The 19,089-nt window shown below is 64.3% G+C and carries 14 protein-coding genes and 1 pseudogene; 9 read left to right on the top strand and 6 right to left on the bottom strand.

Going from position 1 to position 19,089, the window contains the following annotated elements:
* Positions 1-43 precede the first annotated feature (43 nt).
* Positions 44-1,417: pseudogene (locus tag FK527_RS13385) on the top strand (MFS transporter); the annotation flags it as partial.
* A 55-nt stretch (positions 1,418-1,472) separates the two neighbouring features.
* On the opposite strand, the gene FK527_RS13390 reads toward FK527_RS13385, so the two are convergent.
* Positions 1,473-2,912, bottom strand: a complete 1,440-nt coding sequence (locus FK527_RS13390; protein WP_144734796.1) for an aminotransferase-like domain-containing protein — start codon at positions 2,910-2,912, stop codon at positions 1,473-1,475.
* Between the two features lie 184 nt (positions 2,913-3,096).
* On the opposite strand from FK527_RS13390, the gene FK527_RS17270 reads away from it, so the two are divergent.
* From FK527_RS17270 to FK527_RS13430, 8 genes are all read left to right on the top strand, one after another.
* Positions 3,097-3,405: a DUF2917 domain-containing protein gene (locus FK527_RS17270; RefSeq protein WP_186298441.1), complete on the top strand. Its 309-nt coding sequence runs from the start codon at positions 3,097-3,099 to the stop codon at positions 3,403-3,405.
* 49 nt (positions 3,406-3,454) lie between these two features.
* Entirely contained in the window at positions 3,455-6,949 is a 3,495-nt protein-coding gene (dnaE, locus tag FK527_RS13400) for a DNA polymerase III subunit alpha (protein ID WP_144734802.1), read from the top strand.
* Positions 6,950-7,132: 183 nt separating this feature from the next.
* Entirely contained in the window at positions 7,133-7,492 is a 360-nt protein-coding gene (clpS, locus tag FK527_RS13405; RefSeq protein ID WP_144734805.1) for an ATP-dependent Clp protease adapter ClpS, read from the top strand.
* Positions 7,493-7,549: 57 nt separating this feature from the next.
* Complete coding sequence (gene clpA, locus FK527_RS13410; RefSeq protein WP_144734808.1) at positions 7,550-9,874, top strand: ATP-dependent Clp protease ATP-binding subunit ClpA; 2,325 nt, start codon at positions 7,550-7,552, stop codon at positions 9,872-9,874.
* A gap of 153 nt (positions 9,875-10,027) precedes the next feature.
* Positions 10,028-10,789, top strand: a complete 762-nt coding sequence (locus FK527_RS13415) for an enoyl-CoA hydratase/isomerase family protein (RefSeq protein WP_186298442.1) — start codon at positions 10,028-10,030, stop codon at positions 10,787-10,789.
* A 99-nt stretch (positions 10,790-10,888) separates the two neighbouring features.
* The gene (locus FK527_RS13420; RefSeq protein WP_144734811.1) at positions 10,889-11,659 is read left to right on the top strand and encodes an enoyl-CoA hydratase/isomerase family protein; all 771 of its coding nucleotides are present in this window, start codon (positions 10,889-10,891) and stop codon (positions 11,657-11,659) included.
* A 90-nt stretch (positions 11,660-11,749) separates the two neighbouring features.
* The gene (locus FK527_RS13425; RefSeq protein WP_144734814.1) at positions 11,750-12,931 is read left to right on the top strand and encodes an acyl-CoA dehydrogenase family protein; all 1,182 of its coding nucleotides are present in this window, start codon (positions 11,750-11,752) and stop codon (positions 12,929-12,931) included.
* A 135-nt stretch (positions 12,932-13,066) separates the two neighbouring features.
* Complete coding sequence (locus tag FK527_RS13430; RefSeq protein WP_144734817.1) at positions 13,067-14,218, top strand: acyl-CoA dehydrogenase family protein; 1,152 nt, start codon at positions 13,067-13,069, stop codon at positions 14,216-14,218.
* A 62-nt stretch (positions 14,219-14,280) separates the two neighbouring features.
* Here FK527_RS13430 and FK527_RS13435 read toward each other — a convergent pair whose 3' ends face one another.
* From FK527_RS13435 to lptF, 5 genes are read right to left on the bottom strand one after another with little or no spacing between them, the layout of a single operon-like run.
* Positions 14,281-15,447, bottom strand: coding sequence for a pyridoxal phosphate-dependent aminotransferase (locus FK527_RS13435; RefSeq protein WP_144734820.1), 1,167 nt, complete (start codon positions 15,445-15,447; stop codon positions 14,281-14,283).
* 31 nt (positions 15,448-15,478) lie between these two features.
* Positions 15,479-16,420 carry a CysB family HTH-type transcriptional regulator gene (locus FK527_RS13440; RefSeq protein ID WP_144734823.1) on the bottom strand — a complete coding sequence of 314 codons (942 nt, stop codon included), beginning with the start codon at positions 16,418-16,420 and terminating at the stop codon, positions 15,479-15,481.
* Positions 16,421-16,463: 43 nt separating this feature from the next.
* Positions 16,464-16,841 carry a sirohydrochlorin chelatase gene (locus FK527_RS13445; RefSeq protein WP_144734826.1) on the bottom strand — a complete coding sequence of 126 codons (378 nt, stop codon included), beginning with the start codon at positions 16,839-16,841 and terminating at the stop codon, positions 16,464-16,466.
* A 10-nt stretch (positions 16,842-16,851) separates the two neighbouring features.
* The gene (lptG, locus tag FK527_RS13450; protein ID WP_144734829.1) at positions 16,852-17,961 is read right to left on the bottom strand and encodes an LPS export ABC transporter permease LptG; all 1,110 of its coding nucleotides are present in this window, start codon (positions 17,959-17,961) and stop codon (positions 16,852-16,854) included.
* Positions 17,958-19,049: an LPS export ABC transporter permease LptF gene (gene lptF, locus FK527_RS13455; protein ID WP_144734832.1), complete on the bottom strand. Its 1,092-nt coding sequence runs from the start codon at positions 19,047-19,049 to the stop codon at positions 17,958-17,960. The genes lptG and lptF overlap by 4 nt, the downstream gene beginning before the upstream one ends.
* Positions 19,050-19,089: the final 40 nt, after the last annotated feature.

A 19,089-nucleotide genomic window follows, 5' to 3' on the forward strand; every position in this document is an offset into this window, starting at 1 on the left:
CACCGCGAGAATGATCCTGCCCCACCATTTCGATGCCATTGCCATGACCGAAGCCCCTTCCCCACCCCGCCCGAGCAACCAGTTTGCCCTGCTGCGCGAGCGGCGTTTTGCGCCATTTTTCTGGGCGCAGTTTGCCGGCGCGGCCAATGACAACCTGTTCAAGTTTGCGCTCACGGTGCTGGTGACCTACCAGTTGCACGTGGCGTGGCTGCCGCCTGCGCTCGCGGGGGTGGTGATAGGGGCGCTGTTCATCCTGCCGTTCGTGCTGTTTTCGGCCACCAGCGGGCAGCTCGCCGACAAGTTCGACAAGACCACGGTGATCCGCCTGGTCAAGAACCTCGAGATCGCCATCATGGCGCTGGCGGCCTGGGCCTTTTTGGAGGAACAGGTGCCAGTGCTGCTGGCCTGCGTGTTTTTGATGGGGCTGCACTCCACGCTGTTCGGCCCGGTCAAGTACGCCTACCTGCCGCAGGTGCTCGACGAGCGTGAGCTCACGGGTGGCAACGGGGTGGTGGAGGCGGGCACCTTCGTCGCTATTTTGCTTGGCAACGTCGCCGGGGGGATGCTGGTGGCAGTGCCGCAACGGGGGCATGTGTATGTGGCCGCGGCCTGCGTGGCGCTGGCCCTGGTGGGGCGCGCGGCGGCGCAGCGCATCCCTGCGGCGCCGGCGACCGATCCGGGCCTGCGCATCTGCTGGAATCCGGTCAGCGAAACCTGGCGCAACCTGCGGCTGGCGCACGCGCAGGCGGTGGTGTTCCGCGCGCTGCTGGGCATTTCGTGGATGTGGTTCTTCGGCGCCACGTTCTTGAGCAATTTCCCGGCCTTTGCCAAGGAGGTGCTGCACGGCAACGAGCAGGTGGCGTCGCTCTTGCTGCTGGTGTTTTCGGCGGGCATAGGACTTGGCTCGCTGCTGTGCGAAAGGCTCTCGCACCGGCATGTGGAAATCGGCCTCGTGCCGCTGGGTGCCATCGGCATGACGGTGTTTGCCATCGATCTTTACTTTGCCGCGCGCGGGCTGGTGCCGCCGACGGGCCTTGATGCGGGCGCGGGTGTGGATGGGGGTGCTGCTGCGGCGTACACGCTGCGCAGCTTCGTGGCGCAGGCCGCACATTGGCGCGTGATGGCGGACCTGGCGCTGCTCAGCCTCAGCGCGGGCCTTTACAGCGTGCCCATGTACGCGCTGATCCAGCTGCGCAGCGCGCCCACGCACCGCGCACGCATCATCGCGGCCAACAACATCCTGAACGCGCTGTTCATGGTGGCCAGCGCCCTCATCGCCGCGGTGCTGCTGCAAAGCGGCTTTTCCATTGCGCAGCTATTCCTGCTCACCGGCCTGGCCAATGCCGCGGTGACCGGCGCCATCTTCTGGCTGGTGCCCGAATACCGGCTGCGCTTCGTGGCTTGGGTGCGCGGGCGCGGTTGATGGGGGCATTGGAGGAGATTCCAATTTGCCGCACCCCGGTTTTCCCGAGTCAAAAAGATTGCCTGGCCAACTCACCGATACGGCACAAGGCTCGCCGCTCCGTGTCGGACCAGCATCCTGCAAAGCTCAGGCGCAGGCAGTGATCGAAACGATCGGTGGCGCTGAACAGGGAGCCAGGGCTGAAAACGATACCTTCCTCCCGGCACGCATGAAACAAGACCATGGTGTTGCACGGTTGTGGCAACTCCAGCCATAAAGTGAACCCGGAAGGTGGCGCACTGACCCTCGTTCCTTTTGGGAAACTCGCGGCGATGAGCTTTCTCGCCTCTGCCAGACGCACGCGCATGTGGTCGCTCAGGCGGCGCATGCGGGACTCATAACCTACCTGCGTTACCAGGTCTGCCAGCGCATATTCGAGCACCTGATTGGTCGCAATGCCATGCACCCGCTTCAGTCGATGCACAGACTCTTTCCACCGACCTGCTTCGACCCAGCCCAGACGGACACCGGGCGCAACCGTCTTGGAAAACGAGCCGCAGACCATCACACCCCCATCGGCATCAAAAGATTTGGCCGCTCTGCGGCGTTCATCCGAAGCCAGGAGGTCGTTGAAGACTACGTCTTCAATCAGCGGGACTTGCTTCTCGGTCAGCATTTTGACCAGAGCCTGTTTATCGCTGTGGCGCATCACTGACCCGAGCGGATTGGAAAGGGTAGGAACCACCAGCACGGCCTTGACCGGCTGCGTGTCCAAGGCCAGTTGCAGTGCCGCCAGTGAAATGCCCTCCTTGGGATGCGTGGGAATTTCGAGCGCGCGCAGATTCAGCGATTCCAGCAAGTCCAAAAAGCCAAAGTGCGTCGGTGACTCCAGGGCCACGATGTCACCTGGTTTGGTGACTGCCCGCAGGCACAAACTGACGGCATGAATGCAGCTGGCCGTCACCACGATGTTGTCGGCCTTGAGCTGGCATCCGAGGTGAAACGCCCTTTGGGCTACCGCCTCACGCAGAGCCGAAGTACCGGGGGAATCGCTGTACTCCACCAAGGTGAAGCGGTGCACGCGCGTCGCGCGCTGGATCGCCGTGCGCACCCTGGCTTCATCGAAGAAAGTCGGATCTTTGGGGCAAGCGCCACCAAAACTGACCGCATGGGTGGTGTCGGTCACCGTGAAAATCAGTTCTGCGCGGCTTTGGCGCTCCACGAGCAGGCTGTGCCGCGGCGGACGGCTGACCGCCGGCAATGCAGGCGCCTTGCCGGCCGGCGCCACGAAATAACCGGCCTTGGGTTTTGCCGCGACGAGTTTGCGCTCCTCCAGCCAGCGCAGCGCCTGCACGGCCGTGGAGATGGACACACCGTTGGTGGCCGCGAGGTCACGCACCGACGGTAAGCGCTGACCGGGCTTGAACGCCCGGCTGTCGATCAAGTGCGCCATCCGCTGGGCGATCTGCGCATAGAGCGGCAGAGAGGAATGCTGCGTCTCGGCGTTCATGGTGCAGTAAATGTACTGGTTCTATGTGCCACAAAATCAGCAATCAACCAATACAGATTGCCGGAGTTTGTGGCCATACAGAGGGTCGAACAAAGCCTCTTGCGCAGCACAGCCTGGCGGTTTTCTGTGTCTTTTTTCCAGAGGTGATTCGATTGACAGTGGCGCTATCCACATGGAGGCCACTATGTCCACACGCGCAATCCAATGCGTCATACACCCAGGCCAGACGATGTGCCTGAAGCCGCAAGACGGCGCAGTGCTAACCGTAAAGTCGGGACGACTCTGGGTTACCCAAACCGGCGATCCGCACGATTACTTTTTGGAAGCCGGCCAGCAATTGAGACTGCGCCAAACCCGCACCGTCCTTGAGGCAGAAAACGATACATCCGCTCTTTGCCTTTGGACGCATGAAGCTTCCAAACGCCGCTTCTTCTCGTGGATCTGGGCGAAGACACTTGATCCCTCCGGCGATCAGCGCTTAATTGGAATCTGACCCCAATTTTGGTGGCTGCGCGGGAGGGCGGTTTTCTACAATGCCGGCCATGTTTGTCCACCTGCGCCTGCACACTGAATTTTCCGTCGTTGACGGCACCTTGCGTATCGACGATCTGGCCCAGGCGGCGGCTGCGGATGGGCAGCCGGCGCTGGCGGTCACGGACTTGAACAACCTTTTTGGCGCCGTCAAGTTTTACAAGGCGCTGCGCGGCAAGGGCGTGAAGCCGATTTTGGGCGCCGAGGTTTTCGTCGAGGGCGAAGCCGGCGCGACGCCCAGCCGCATGCTGCTGCTGGTGCAAAACCGTGAGGGCTACCTCCACCTGTGCGAGCTGCTCACGCGCGCCTGGACGCGCAACGTGGTCAAGGCGCAGGGCGTGTGCACCTGGGGCTGGCTGCAGGAGCTGAACGCGGGGTTGATTGCGCTCTCGGGCGCGCAGGCTGGGCCCGTGGGGCAGGCGCTGCTCAAGGGCGACGAGGCGGGCGCGGCGCAGTTGGCGCTGCGGCTGGCGGGCATCTATGCGCACCGCTTTTACCTAGAACTGCAGCGTGCCGGGCGCAACGACGACGAGGCCCACGTCACGGCGGCGGTGCAGCTCGCGGCGCGGCTGGGGCTGCCCGTGGTGGCCACGCACCCGGTGCAGTTCGCCACCGAGGACGACTACGAGGCGCACGAGGCGCGCGTGTGCATCGCCGAAGGCGAGATTCTGGGCAACCAACGGCGTGTGCGCAGGTTTACGCGCGAGCAGTATTTCAAGCCCCAGGCCCAGATGCAGGCGCTGTTTGCCGATGTGCCCTCGGCGCTCGAAAACACGCTGGAGATCGCGCGCCGCTGCAGCCTGACCCTGGTGCTGGGCAAGCCCCAGCTGCCAGACTACCCCACGCCGGGCGGCATGCCGATCGACGAATACTTTCGCATCGCCTCGTTCGAGGGGCTGGAGCAGCGCCTCGCGCAGCGGTACCCCGATGCTGCGGAGCGTGAACGCCAGCACCCGCGCTACGTGGAGCGCCTGGAGTTCGAGATTGCCACCATCCTGAAGATGGGCTTTCCGGGCTACTTTTTGATCGTGAGCGACTTCATCAACTGGGCCAAGAACCATGCCTGCCCCGTGGGGCCGGGGCGCGGCTCGGGCGCGGGCTCGCTGGTGGCGTATGCGCTCAAGATCACGGACCTCGACCCGTTGCAATACAACCTGCTGTTCGAGCGCTTCCTGAACCCCGAGCGCGTGTCCATGCCCGACTTCGACATCGACTTCTGTCAGGCCAACCGCGACCGCGTGATCGACTATGTCAAGGAAAAGTACGGCAAGGACGCGGTGAGCCAGATCGCCACCTTCGGCACCATGGCGGCGCGCGCGGCGATCCGCGACGTGGGCCGGGTGCTGGACATGAGCTACACCTTTTGCGACGGCATCAGCAAGCTGATCCCCAACAAGCCGGGCCAGCACATCACCATCGCCGGGGCGATCGAGGCCGAGCCGGCGCTGGCCGAGCGCCTCGCGCGCGAGGACGAGGTCAAGACCTTGCTCGCGCTTGCGCAAAAGCTCGAGGGCCTCACGCGCAACGTGGGCATGCACGCGGGCGGCGTGCTCATCGCGCCGGGCAAGCTCACCGACTTTTGTCCGCTGTACCAGCAGCCCGGCAGCGACTCGGCCGTGAGCCAGTACGACAAGGACGACGTGGAGGCCATCGGCCTCGTGAAGTTCGACTTTCTGGGCTTGGCCACGCTGACGATTCTGGAACTTGCGCGCGAATTCATCGTGCAGCGCCACCAGGGGCAGGCGCATTTTTCGTTCGAGCAGATCCCGCTCGACGACCCTGCGACCTACCGGCTGTTCCAGGAGGGCAAGACCGAGGCCGTGTTCCAGTTTGAAAGCCGCGGCATGCAGGGCATGTTGCGCGAGGCGCGGCCCACGCGGCTCGAAGACCTGATCGCGCTGAACGCGCTCTACCGCCCCGGCCCCATGGACCTGATTCCGAGCTTCGTTGCGCGCAAGCATGGCAAGGAGGCCGTCGAATACCCGCACCCGCTGGTCGAAAAGGTGCTGGCCGAGACCTACGGCATCATGGTCTATCAGGAACAGGTGATGCAGACCGCGCAGGTGCTGGGCGGCTACTCGCTCGGCGGCGCCGACATGCTGCGCCGCGCCATGGGCAAGAAAAAGCCCGAGGAAATGGCCCAGCACCGCGCCATTTTTCGCGAGGGCGCAGCCAAGAACGGCATCAGCGAGCAAAAGGCCGACGAGGTGTTCGACCTCATGGAAAAGTTCGCGGGCTATGGCTTCAACAAGTCGCACGCGGCCGCGTACTCGCTGCTGGCCTACCACACGGCCTGGCTCAAGGTGCATTACACGGCCGAGTTTTTCTGCGCCAACATGACCATCGAAATGGACGACACCGACAAGCTCAAGGTGTTGTTCGAGGACGCGCAGAAGTTCGGCATCCGCTTCGAGCCGCCCGACATCAACCGCGGCAGCTACCGCTTCGAGCCGGTCAGCGACACGGTCATCCGCTACGGGCTGGGCGCCGTCAAAGGCACGGGGCAGCAGGCGATCGAGGCCATCGTCGCGGCGCGCGAGGGGCGCGGCAGCGGGCCGCAAGCGGCGACCGCGGGGCCGTTCAAGAGCTTGTTCGACTTTTGCGTGCGCGTCGATCGCACGCGCCTGAACAAGCGCACCGTCGAGGCGCTGATCAAGGCCGGCGCCTTCGATGCGCTGCATCCCGACCGCGCCGCGCTCGTCGCGTCCATAGACCGCGCATTCGAGTTTGCCGCCGCCACGCTCGCCAACGCCAACCAGGGGGGGCTGTTCGACCTCATGGGCGACGACGCGCAGGGCTCGAGCACACAGGAGCCCGAGCTCGTGGCGGTGCCGCCCTGGGGCGTGCGCGAGCGTCTCCTGCACGAGAAAACCGCGGTGGGCTTTTACCTCTCGGGCCACTTGTTCGACGAGGTTGCCGCCGAAGTGCGCCGCTTCGTGCGCACGGCCATTGCCGAGCTGCAGGACAGCCGCGAGCCGCAGCTGCTGGCGGGCATCGTGAGCGACTTTCGCGTGATCAACGGCCAGCGCGGCAAGATGGGGCTGTTTCGCCTCGACGACAAATCGGGCGTGATCGAGGCCTCGGCCGACGAGGCGCTGCTGAGCGCCTGCCGCAACCAGCTCAAGGACGATGAATTCATCGTCGTCAGCGGCCGTGTGCAGCAAGACCATTTCAGCGGCGGCCTGCGCCTCAAGGTGCAGCAGGTCTGGGACTTGCCTGCGGCGCGCTGCCGCTTCGGCAAATACCTGCATGTGCCTTTGGGTGCGCAGCGGCCCGACGTAGGGCGCCTGCTCGGCGAATTTCCGCCGCGCCGCGAGACTACGCCCGAGGCCGAGCTGCTGCACGGCCTGCGCGTGCGCCTGGAGTTGCGCTGCACCGATGGACAGGGCGCGGCCGTGGCCGAGCTGCAGTTGGGTGACGCCTTTCGCGCCTTTCCGTCGGATGCGGCTTTGGCCGCCTGGAGCGCACACACCGAGGGCCGGGCCGCGTCGGTTGTGTATGAATGACGACAAAAGCGGCATAGCGCTGGCGCCGCTGCGACCGCACCTTAGGGGCGCCGCGCTGCCAGGCTGCGGTTGCGCAGAGCCGACCGCGGCCCGAATTTTGCTTACCCCCAGCTTGAATTCCCCTTTGCCGGCATTACATCCCGTCTGAGGCAGCGATCTTCGCGGCTCGCTAGAATCATTTTCATGGCTACACAATCTCCGTCCTCACCTCTCGCGCCGCCCGCCGTCCGGCCCACACCGGATGAAGGTGATGCCGTCGTGCTCGAAAGAGTGCCGCAGAAAACCGAGCCACCCAAGATGTACCAGGTGGTGATGCTCAACGACGACTACACGCCCATGGAGTTCGTCGTCGTGGTGTTGCAAGAATTTTTCGGGAAAGACCTGGAGACAGCGACGCAGATCATGCTCAAAATCCACCTTGAGGGCAAAGGCGTTTGCGGCGTGTATTCGCGCGACGTTGCAGGCACCAAGGTGGATCAGGTGCTCGACGCCGCGAACAAGGCCGGGCACCCTTTGCAATGTGTCAGTGAGCCCGTGCATTGAGGGCTCATCCATACCGGTTTATAAATATCCCTTCCACGCAAGCACAAAGGAGTTCACATGATTGCCCAGGAACTGGAAGTCAGCTTGCATATGGCCTTCGTCGAGGCCCGTCAGCAGCGCCACGAGTTCATCACCGTGGAGCATCTGTTGCTTGCATTGCTCGATAACCCCAGCGCAGCCGAGGTGCTGCGCGCATGCGCCGCCAACATCGACGACCTGCGCGCGGCGCTCTCCAACTTCATCAAGGACAACACCCCGCAGGTGGCCGGCACCGACGATGTCGATACGCAGCCCACGCTGGGTTTTCAGCGCGTGATCCAGCGCGCGATCATGCACGTGCAGTCCACCGGCAACGGCAAGAAGGAAGTCACGGGCGCGAACGTGCTCGTCGCGATCTTTGGCGAGAAGGATTCGCACGCCGTCTATTACCTGCACCAGCAGGGCGTGACGCGCCTGGACGTGGTCAACTACATCGCGCACGGCATTCGCAAGGGCGAGCCGTCCGAGCCTGCCAAGCCCGAAAGCTCGAATGAGGCAGAAGAGGGCGCAGGCAGTGAGCGCAGTGAAAAGGCCTCGCCGCTCGACCAGTTCACGCAAAACCTCAACCAGCTCGCCAAAGAGGGCAAGATCGACCCGCTGATCGGCCGCCACTACGAGGTCGAGCGCACCATCCAAATCCTCTGCCGCCGGCGCAAGAACAACCCGCTGCTCGTGGGCGAGGCGGGCGTGGGCAAGACGGCCATTGCCGAGGGCCTGGCCTGGCGCATCACGCAGGGCGATGTGCCCGAAATCCTCGCCGATGCCACGGTGTATGCGCTCGACATGGGCGCGTTGCTCGCGGGCACCAAGTACCGCGGCGACTTCGAGCAGCGCCTCAAAGGCGTGCTCAAGGCGCTCAAGGACAAGCCCAAGGGCATTTTGTTCATCGACGAGATACACACGCTGATCGGCGCGGGCGCGGCTTCGGGCGGCACGCTCGATGCGTCCAACCTGCTCAAGCCGGCGCTCTCGAGCGGCCAGCTCAAGTGCATAGGCGCGACCACCTTCAGCGAATACCGCGGCATCTTCGAAAAAGACGCGGCCTTGTCGCGGCGCTTCCAGAAGATCGACGTGGTCGAGCCCAGCGTGGCCGAAACCATAGACATCCTCAAGGGGCTCAAATCTCGTTTCGAGGAGCACCACAGCGTGAAGTATTCGGCCACCGCGCTGCAGGCCGCGGCCGAGCTGTCGGCCAAATACATCAACGACCGCCACCTGCCCGACAAGGCCATAGACGTGATCGACGAGGCCGGTGCGGCGCAGCGCATCCTCGTGCCGAGCAAGCGCAAGAAAACCATAGGCAAGACCGAGATCGAAGAGATCGTCGCCAAGATCGCGCGCATCCCGCCTGCGAGCGTCTCGAACGACGACCGCGGCAAGCTGCAGACGCTCGAGCGCGACCTCAAGAGCGTGGTGTTCGGCCAGGACAAGGCGCTCGAAGTGCTCGCCAGCGCCGTGAAAATGGCGCGCTCTGGCCTGGGCAAGCCGGACAAGCCAATCGGCTCGTTCCTGTTCAGCGGCCCCACGGGCGTGGGCAAGACCGAGGCCGCACGCCAGCTGGCCTACATCCTCGGCATCGAGCTGATCCGCTTCGACATGTCCGAATACATGGAGCGCCACGCCGTGAGCCGCCTGATCGGCGCGCCGCCGGGCTACGTGGGCTTCGACCAGGGTGGGTTGCTCACCGAGGCCATCAGCAAGAAGCCGCACGCCGTGCTGCTGCTCGACGAGATCGAAAAGGCGCACCCGGACATCTTCAACGTGCTGCTGCAGGTGATGGACCATGGCACGCTCACGGACAACAACGGGCGCAAGGCCGACTTCCGCAACGTCATCATCATCATGACGACGAACGCGGGCGCCGAGACCATGAACAAGGCCACGATAGGCTTCACGACGCAGCGCCAGCCCGGCGACGAAATGGGCGACATCAAGCGCCTGTTCACGCCCGAGTTCCGCAACCGGCTCGATGCCATCGTGAGCTTCAAGCCGCTCGACGAGCAGGTCATCCTGCGCGTGGTCGATAAGTTCCTGCTGCAGCTCGAACAGCAGCTCGCCGAGAAGAAGGTCGAGGTCACCTTCACCGACAAGCTGCGCAAGTACCTCGCGAAGAAAGGGTTTGATCCGCTCATGGGCGCGCGGCCCATGCAGCGCCTGATCCAGGACACGATACGCCGTGCCCTGGCCGACGAGCTGCTGTTCGGCCGCCTGACCGAGGGCGGGCGCCTCACGGTCGATCTGGACGACAAGGACGAAGTGGTGCTCGACATCACGGCGCTGCCCAAGAAAGACCGCTCGGCACGCGCGGAGCCCGCGGAGCCCGAAGAGGCGACGACGGACTGAAGGGGCGACGCCACCACGGCCGCCACAGTGAGGGCCGGCAAGCTGAAAAGGCTTGCCGGCCCTTCGTTTTTGCGAACGGCAACACCACGTTGTGCCGTGACAAACTACCGAACGTTTGTTATAAAAGCGCTTTCCATAGAAAGAGAGCACACCATGCGCATCGGCAGCGTCGAATTCGAAAAAAAGGGGCGTATCGCCTACATCACCCTCGATGAGCCTTCCAAGCTCAACGCCTTGTCCGCGGGCATCCGCGAGGGCGTGACCGAGAGCCTGGCCAAGATCGAGGCCGACGATGAAATCCGTGTCGGCATCATCACGGGCCGCGGCGACAAGGCCTTTTGCGCGGGGGCCGACATCAGCGGCTTTCCCGTCACGCCCGAGCAGACGCGCCAGTTCATCGCCACCATCTTGCCCTTTTTGCAGTCGCCCGAGCGCTGCCGCAAGCCCTTGATCGCGGCCGTCAACGGCATGGCTTTCGGCGGTGGTTTTGAGCTCGCGATCGCCTGCGACTTCATCCTCGCCTCGGAGCGCGCCAAGTTCGGCGTGCCCGAAATCCAGCTCGGCCTGCTGCCGGGCTTTGCCGTGGTGCGCTTGCACGAGATCGTCGGCCGCCCCAAGGCCAAGGAGCTGAGCATGCTCGGCGAGCCCATAGACGCGGCCGAGGCCGTGCGCCTGGGCATTGCGCTGCGCACCGTGCCGCACGAAAAGCTGCTCGAAGAAGCCACGGCCTTCGCCGAAAAGCTCGCGGCCAAACCGCGCATGGCCGTGGAAATGGCCAAGTCGTTCTACAACCGCGGCCTGGGCGGCGAAGAAATGCGCTATGCGAGCGACGCCTTCCCGTTCCTGTTCCTGACCGAGGACGTCAAAGAGGGCGTCTCGGCCTTCCGCGAAAAGCGCAAGCCGCAATTCGGCTGAGCCAACACCTTGGGCTCGCCGGCAAGCCGGCACACGGGTGCTTGTCGCATGCAAAAGTGCCCGGCCGTTCGAGAAAGCCATGCCAAGGAGACGAAAGCAATGACGATTCGCGTAGAAACCGTGGGCGGTGTCGCCAAGGTCACCATAGACAACCCGGCACAGAAGAACGCGCTCACCAACGACATGAAGGTGCAGCTGCTCGACGCTTTTCGCGGCTTTGCCGACGATGACGCCGTGCGCGCTGTCGTCCTCACCGGCGCGGGGAATGCGTTTTGCGCGGGCTCGGACGTGAGCTCCATGGGCAAGGCGGACATTCGCGGCGGGCGGCACCGGCTGCATGTGGCGCATTCCATGCTGCGCGCCATGGTGCACCTCGAAAAGCCCATCCTCGCGGCCGTGCGTGGGCCCGCGGTGGGCGTGGGCTGGAGCCTGGCCATGGCGTGCGACTACATCCTCGCCTCGCCGCAAGCGCGGTTCGGGCAAGTGTTCAAAAAGGTCGGCTTGGCGCCCGACGGCGGCTCGGTGTTTTTGCTGAGCCAGTACGTGGGCGTGCTGCGCGCGAAGGAGCTGGTGCTGTCGGGGCGCATGCTCTCGGGCGAGGAGGCGCTGAAGCTCGACCTCGTGACCGAGCTCGTCGAGGACGAGCGGCTCGAGGCGCGCGCGATGGAGCTCGCGAGCGACTGGGCGCAGTCGGCCACGCTTGCGCTGGGCATGGCCAAGTGCATGTTCGTGGGCGCGGCGGGGGTGAATTTCGACACTTTCCTCGAGCTCGAATCGCATGTGCAAAACCAGCTGCTCGTGACCCACGACCACAAAGAGGGCGTCGCGGCCTTCCTTGAAAAGCGCCCGCCTAAGTTCATTGGCTCCTGAAGTTTTGGGCGCCGCAGATACGGCCGGCACTGCCACTGCGCTTTTTTCCTTGGTGGCAACCGGCTGTCCCTATTTTCAGAGCAAGACACCATGACATCTCCCCACATTCCCGCCGGCGAGCTCGAAGAGTTCCGCGCGGCCGTGCGCAAGTTTGCCGTCGATGCGTTCGCCGCCAAGGCCGCGTACTGGGACGAAAAAGAAGAATTCCCGCAAGAAAACCGCGACCTGCTCGCCAAACTCGGTTACCTGGGCCTGGTCATTCCTGAGCAATACGGAGGCTCGGGTTTGTCGATCTTGCACGCCACGGTGTTCCTCGAGGAAATCTCGCGCGTGTGCTTCAACACCGCGCTGGTGTGTCAGGTGGCAATCAACGGCCCCTCGCGTGCGATCGAGATTCTGGGCACCGAGGAGCAAAAAAAGCGTCTGCTGCCCAAGTGCGTGTCGGGCGAATACATGTTCGGCATCGGCATGAGCGAGCCCGGCGCAGGCTCGGCCACCACCGACATGATCACCTCCGCCACACCCGACGGCGACGGCTGGCGGCTCAATGGCCACAAGGTGTTCTGCACGGGCGGCCACCTGGCTACGCACATCCTCGTGTTTGCGCGCTTTGGCAAGACCAAGGGCGCGCACGGCATAGGCGCGGTGATCGTCGAAAAAGGCATGCCGGGCTTTTCCGTCGGCAAGCCGGACCGCAAGATGGGTGGGCGCGGCGTGGCCGAGGCCGAGTTGTATTTCGACAACGTGCGCATCCCCAAGGAAAACGTGCTCATGGTCGGCGATGAAAACTCGACCAAGAGCTTTCGCGTGCTCATGAGCTCCTTCGGCCCCGAGCGCGTGGGCAACGCCGCGATGTGCCTGGGCGTGGCGCACGAGGCGCTCGAACTCGCCGTCGCCTACTCCAAGGAGCGCCACCAGTTCGGGCGGCCCATCTGCGAATTCCAAGGTATCCAGTGGAAGATCGCCGACATGGCCACGCAGATCCACGCCACGCGGCTCATGGTGCACCACGCGGCCACGCACCTCGAAAACGGCTTTCCGAACCCGCTCGCGGCGGCGCAGGCCAAGCTCTATGCGAACGAGATGGTGCAGCGCGTGACCAACGAGGCGTTGCAAATTCACGGCCACTATGGCTTTACGCGCGACTTCCCGCTCGAGCGCATGGTGCGCGACTCGCGCGGCTTTGCGCTCGGCGGCGGCACGGTGGAGATTCTGCGCAACACCATCGCCTCCATCGTCTATGGCCGCAGCTTCAACCAGCGGCGCGATTGATGCAAGGATTTTGACTCAAAAACAGGAGCTTCTTGTGCTGTATGAATAAGCGCTTATCGGCATTTTTATGGTCAGAAATTTGCTATTGAAAAAGTAGCGTTTTGCCCTGTCCGCAGCGGCACGAAAGGACACCCGATGGACTTCAGCTTTACCGAAGAACAGAACATGCTGCGCGAGAGCGTGCGCAAGATGCTCGACCGCGTCGCCACGCCCGCCTACGTGCGCGCGATGGACGAAGAGGCGCGCTACCCCTACGAGGTCTATGACGCGATCGTCGAAATGGGCCTGATCAGCATGGTCTTTCCCGAGCAGTACGGCGGCCTGGGCGGCAGCGTGATCGACTTCGCCATCATCGCCGAGGAGCTCGGGCGCAAGAGCTACGACCTCATGGGCGCCTATGGCACCTCGGTGTTCAACGGGCTCAATCTGCTGCACAACGGCAGCGAGGCGCAAAAGCGCCACTACCTGCCCCGGCTGATGTCGGGCGAGATCCGCATGTCGATCTCCATGACCGAGCCCGACGCGGGCTCCGACGCCGGCGCCATGCGCACCTTTGCGCGGCGCGAGGGTGACGAGTGGGTGATCAACGGGCAAAAAGTGTTTTCCACCGGCGCGGGCGCCAAGAACAACATCATCTCGCTCTACGCCAAGACCGACAACAGCGTGCACTACCGCAAGGGCATCTCGCTGTTTCTCGTGGACAACACGCTGCCGGGCATACGGCTGCGCAAGCTCGACACGCTGGGGCGGCGCTCGCTGGGCACCTACGAGGTGTTTTTCGACAATGTGCGCATTCCGGCCGACTGCATCGTCGGCGAGCCCAACCGCGGCTGGGACTACATGCTCTCGGGCCTGCAGCTCGAGCGCCTCATGACCACGGCGGCCTATTGCGGCGCGGCGCAGGACGTGGTCGATCAGGCCCTCGCCTACGCCAAGGAGCGCAAGCAGTTCGGCAAGCCGATCGGCAACTTCCAGGCGATCGCGCACATGCTTGCCGACATGCAGACCGAGGTCGAGGCGAGCCGCCTGCTGATGCTGCACGCGGCCTGGCTGCTCGCGCAGGGCAAGGACGCGCTCAAGGTGCTGTCCATGGCCAAGCTGTTCGGCTCCGAAGCCTACGTGCGCGCCGCGAACAACGGCATGCAGATCATGGGCGGCTACGGCTACATCAAGGAATTCGACATGCAGCGGCACTTCCGCGATGCGCGCGTGACCACGATCACCGCGGGCACCTCGCAGGTGCAGCGCAACCTCATCGCCAAGCTGATGGGGCTCGATCCGAAGTAAGAAGTGACGCGGCGCACGAAGGTCTGGCGCGAAAATGCCGTAAGCTGGGAAGCTGCCGTGCGCTACAGCCTGCGCAGCCGCTGCAGTGCCGTGCGCAGCGTTTCGTCTTTTTTGGCAAAGCAAAAGCGCACCACGCGCTGGTCGAAACCGTCTCCATAAAAAGCCGAGAGCGGGATCGCGGCCACGCCGATTTCGCGCGTGAGCCATTGGCAGAAGTCGGCCTCGCCCAAGTCGCTCACGGCCGAAATATCCACGCACTGAAAGTAGCTGCCGGCGCAAGGCAGCAGGCGCAGGCGCGAGCCGGCCAGCCCCGCGCGGAACAGGTCGCGCTTGGCCTGATAGAACGCGGGCAGCTGCAGGTAGGGCGCGGGGTTTTGCAGGTAGCTGGCCAGGCCGTGCTGCATGGGCGTGTTCACGGTGAAGACGTTGAACTGGTGCACCTTGCGAAACTCTGCCGTGAGCGCTGCGGGCGCCGCCACGGTGCCGACCTTCCAGCCTGTGACGTGGAAGGTCTTGCCGAAGCTCGAGACGATGAAGGCGCGCGCCGCGAGCCCCGCAAAGCGTGCGGCGCTCTGGTGTTCGGCGCCGTCGAACACCATGTGTTCATAGACCTCGTCGCTGATCAAGAGCACGTCGGTGGGCGCGAGCAGCTCCTGCAATGTGAGCATGTCCTGCGCGCTCCAGACCGTGGCGCTGGGGTTGTGCGGGCTGTTGATGAGCAGCGCGCGCGTGCGCGGCGAGAGCGCCGCGGCAATTTTGTCGAAGTCGGGCCGAAAGCTCCCGGGCGTGAGCGGCACGCGCACCACGCTGCCGCCCGCGAGTGCGATGTTGGGCGCGTAGCTGTCGTAACAGGGCTCGAGCACGATCACTTCGTCACCCGGGCGCACGCAGGCGAGGATCGCCGTGAGGATCGCCTGCGTGGCCCCGGCGGTGATGGTGATTTCGCTATCGGCGCTGTATTTGCGACCGTGCAGCGCTTCTATTTTGGAAGCTACGGCGCTGCGCAGGGAGGGCACGCCGGGCATGGGCGGGTATTGGTTGTGGCCCGCGCGCATGGCCTGGCACACGGCCTCGACGAGTGCCGGGTCGCAGTCGAAATCGGGAAAGCCCTGGCCCAGGTTCACCGCGCCCACTTCTGCGGCAAGCGCCGACATCACGGTGAAGATGGTGGTGCCGACTTCGGGCAGTTTGCTGTGCAGCGCGGGCGTGCGGGCGATGGGCGCGGTCATGGTGTTGGAGAGGGTGATGGATAGGAGGCTGTCAGAGTTCGTAGTCGTGCACATGCCCGGTCATGGCGCGGGCGATGAGCTCACGGCTCAGGCGCGGACTCAGCAGTTCGGCAAAGCGATAGACGAAATTGCGCAGGTAGGCGCCGCGCTTGAAGGCCACGCGCGTCACGTTCTGCCCGAACAGGTGGCCGAGCGGACGCACCACGAGGTCGCCCACGGGGTCTTCCTTCATGGCCATTTCGGCCACGATGCCTATGCCCAGGCCCAGGCGCACGTAGGTTTTGATCACGTCCGAGTCTATGGCTTCGAGCACGATGCGCGGCTGCAGCTGGCGCGTGGCAAACGCCTGGTCGATCTTGCCGCGCCCGGTGAACGAGGGGTGGTAGGTGATGAGCGGCTCGTGCGCGATGTCTTCGAGGCCCACGCGCTCTTTGTGCCCCAGTGGGTGCGCGGGCGGCAGCACCAGCACGTGCGTCCATTCGTAGCAGGGCAGAGTGACGAGGTCGGGGTAGTCGGCCAGCGACTCGGTGGCGATGCCGATTTCCGCGACTTCGTCGAGCACCATGCGCGCCACTTCCTGCGGCGTGGCCTGGTGCAGGCTGATATTCACCTTGGGGTAGACCTCGCGCAGGCGCGCCACCGACGCGGGCAGCACGTAGCGCGCCTGCGTGTGCGTGGTGGCGATGCTCAGCGTGCCGCTGTCCTGCGCGCTGAATTCGTCGCCGATACGCTTGAGGTTGCCGACCTCGCGCAGGATGACCTGAATGCTTTGCAGCACCTGCTGACCCGGCTCAGTGATGCGCTTGAGGCGCTTGCCGTGGCGCGCAAAAATCTCGATGCCGAGCTCTTCTTCGAGCTCGATGATGGCCTTGGAGACGCCCGGCTGCGAGGTGTGCAGGGCCTTGGCCGCCTCGGTCAGGTTGAGGTTGCGCCGCACGGCCTCCTGGACGAAACGGAATTGATGCAGGTTCATGATGTTTTGATTCTAAAGAATCGCATCATTATGCAAGGAGTGTCTATGGCGGCGACTCGCAGGCGATGGCCGCGAGGAGCGCTGTGACGCGCGGGTCTTCACCGATGGCGGGCTGCAGCGTGAAGCGCACCGCCGGATGGGCCGCCTGCAACTGCGCGAGCAAGGCCGGAAGGTCTTCGCGGGCGTGCCTGCCTGTACCCAAAAACATCGGTATGACGCAGACATGCTGCGCGCTTTGCGCTATCAACTCTGATGCTGCCTCGGCCAGCGTGGGGGCGCAGCATTCGAGGTAGGCGCAGCGCACCAGGCGTTCGGGGTGGTGCTGGCGGATGTACGCCGCCACCGCCTCTATGGGCGCACGCCAGAGCGGATCGCGCGAGCCGTGCGCAAACAGGACGATGGCCGGGGCACTGTGCGGCATGGGCGTCTCTTCAGCGGCGCAACACCAGCCAGCCGAAGGCCGCGAGCGACAGCAGCGAATAAATCAGGCTGGGCGCCGCGGCGGCGATCCAGGGCGACAGGTTTTGCAGGTTGCCCACGTGGCTGAACAGGTTGTTGAGCAGGAAAAAGCTCAGCCCCGCCATGATGCCGCCGAACACCTGCGCCGAAATGCCGCCCGAGCGGAAGTGCAGGTACGCAAACGGCAGCGCCAGCACCACCATGACCAGGCAGCTCAGCGGGTAAAACACCTTGCGGCCGAGTTCGATCTCGTAGCGCTGCGCCGTCTGGCCATTGGCCTTGAGGTGGCGGATGTATTCGAACAGGTCGAGCGTGGTCATGCGCTCGCGCTTGCGCAAGGTGGCTGAAACCATTTCGGCCTTGATGTGCGTGGGCCAGGCCAGGCTGGCCGCCTGCGTGCGCTCGACCCAGGCGTGGGCCTCGTCCTCGAGGTGAAAGCGGCTGCGCTGCGCCTGCTCCAGCATCCAGGACGCCCCATCTTCGCCAAACTGCGCAGACGCTGCGTGCGTGTGGGAAGCGAGCTGGCCCGTGGCGTCGAACTCGAAAATGCGCACGTCCAGCATCTTGCCGTCCGGTGTGAGGGCGCGCACGTTCACGGCAAAGGAGTTTTCCTGCTGGCGTTCCTTGAGCCAGGCGCCCATGGCTTTGGAGCTGATGCGCCCGGTGAAACGCATTTTGAGGGTCTCGGCCAGGCGATCGCTTTGGGGTGCCACGTAGTCGCCCACGACGAAGGTCAGCACGACGAAGAATCCGCCCAGCAGCAGCAGCGTGCGCAAGGCCTGCCCCGGCCCCATGCCGCTGGTGCGCATGATGGTGAATTCGGAGCTTTGCGCGAACCGCGCCATCACAAAAATGGTGCCAATGAGCACCGTGATGGGCAGCAGCTCATACAAATGGCCGGGCACGGTCAGCGCCGTGACGAGGAGCGCGCGGGCAAAATCGTAGCCTTGCGTGCTGTAGCGGTTCACCGAGCGCAGTTCATCGACCAGGTCGAAAAAGAAGAACAGCGCCAGGAAGACCAGCGTGGCATACGCGACGGACACGAGGGCCTCGCGGTGGATCATGCGGCGCAGGGTTTTCATGCGTGCCTCCTGGACCACCATGTGCGCCAGGACCAGCCATTGTGCCGCGCGGCGAGCACGAGGGCGCCCAGCGCCAGCATGCCGGCGTGCAACAGCAGCATGAAGGGGATGAAGCGCACCCTGCCTGCGGCAACCCAGGTCTGCCCCAAGGTCATGCAGTTCAAATAGACGATGAAAGCCAGCAGGGCCAGCACCAGACTGCTGCTGCGCCCCGCGCGCGGATTGACGCTGGCCAGCGCCAGCCCCAGCACCACGAGGTTGAAGGCCGCAAGCATTTGCCCCAGGCGCCAGCCCAGCTCGCCCAGGTTCAGGGGCGTGGGCTGCGCGATCAGCCGCTGCGTGGGGAGCGTGTTGACGTCCGGGTTGTCTATGGGACTGGGCGGCGCGGCGCCGATTCGGATGCCGTATTCGGCGAACTCGCTCACGCGCAGCGTCGGCTGGTCCTGCGCCGATTCCAGGCGCTGCCCGTGGCTGAGCAGGGCAAAGCGATCTGGCCCCATGGTCTGCAGCCGTGCGCTGCGTGCCGAGGTAATCGATTCGGACATGCCCTTTTGATCCACCACGAGCACGTTGTTGCCCCTTTGTTTGCCCTCGGGGTCTTTCTCGATGAAGAACACGCGGCTGCCGCTGGCCGATTCCTGAAATTCGCCGGGGGCGACGCGATCGACGTCGCCACGCTGCTCGTAGCGGACTTTCAGTTCCTGAATCTGGGCATTGGCCCAGGGCCAGACGCCCAGTGCGAGCACGGCCACGACCGCGATCACGGGCCAGGCAAAGCGCAGCAGCGGCGGCAGCAGACGCGCAAGCCCCTGGCCGCTCGCAAACCATATGACCATTTCACTGTCGCGGTACATGCGCGAGAGCACGGCAACCACGGTGATGAAGAGGCTCAGGCTCAGGATGGTGGGCAGATAGCCCAGCACCGAAAAGCCCATGACCAGCGTCACATCGGCAGGGTTGACGCTGCCGCGCGTGGCCTGGCCGAGGGTGCGGATCAGCACCATGGTCATGACCACCGTCACCAGCACCACGAGGGTGGCGCCGAAGCTGCGCGCGAGCTCCTTGCGTAGAGATGAATCGAATAACATTGCTGTGAACCCAGATCGTTCATGAGGCGGTGCTGCGCGC

It is taken from the genome of Extensimonas perlucida, assembly GCF_007655255.1.
GTDB classification, from domain to species: domain Bacteria; phylum Pseudomonadota; class Gammaproteobacteria; order Burkholderiales; family Burkholderiaceae_C; genus Extensimonas; species Extensimonas perlucida.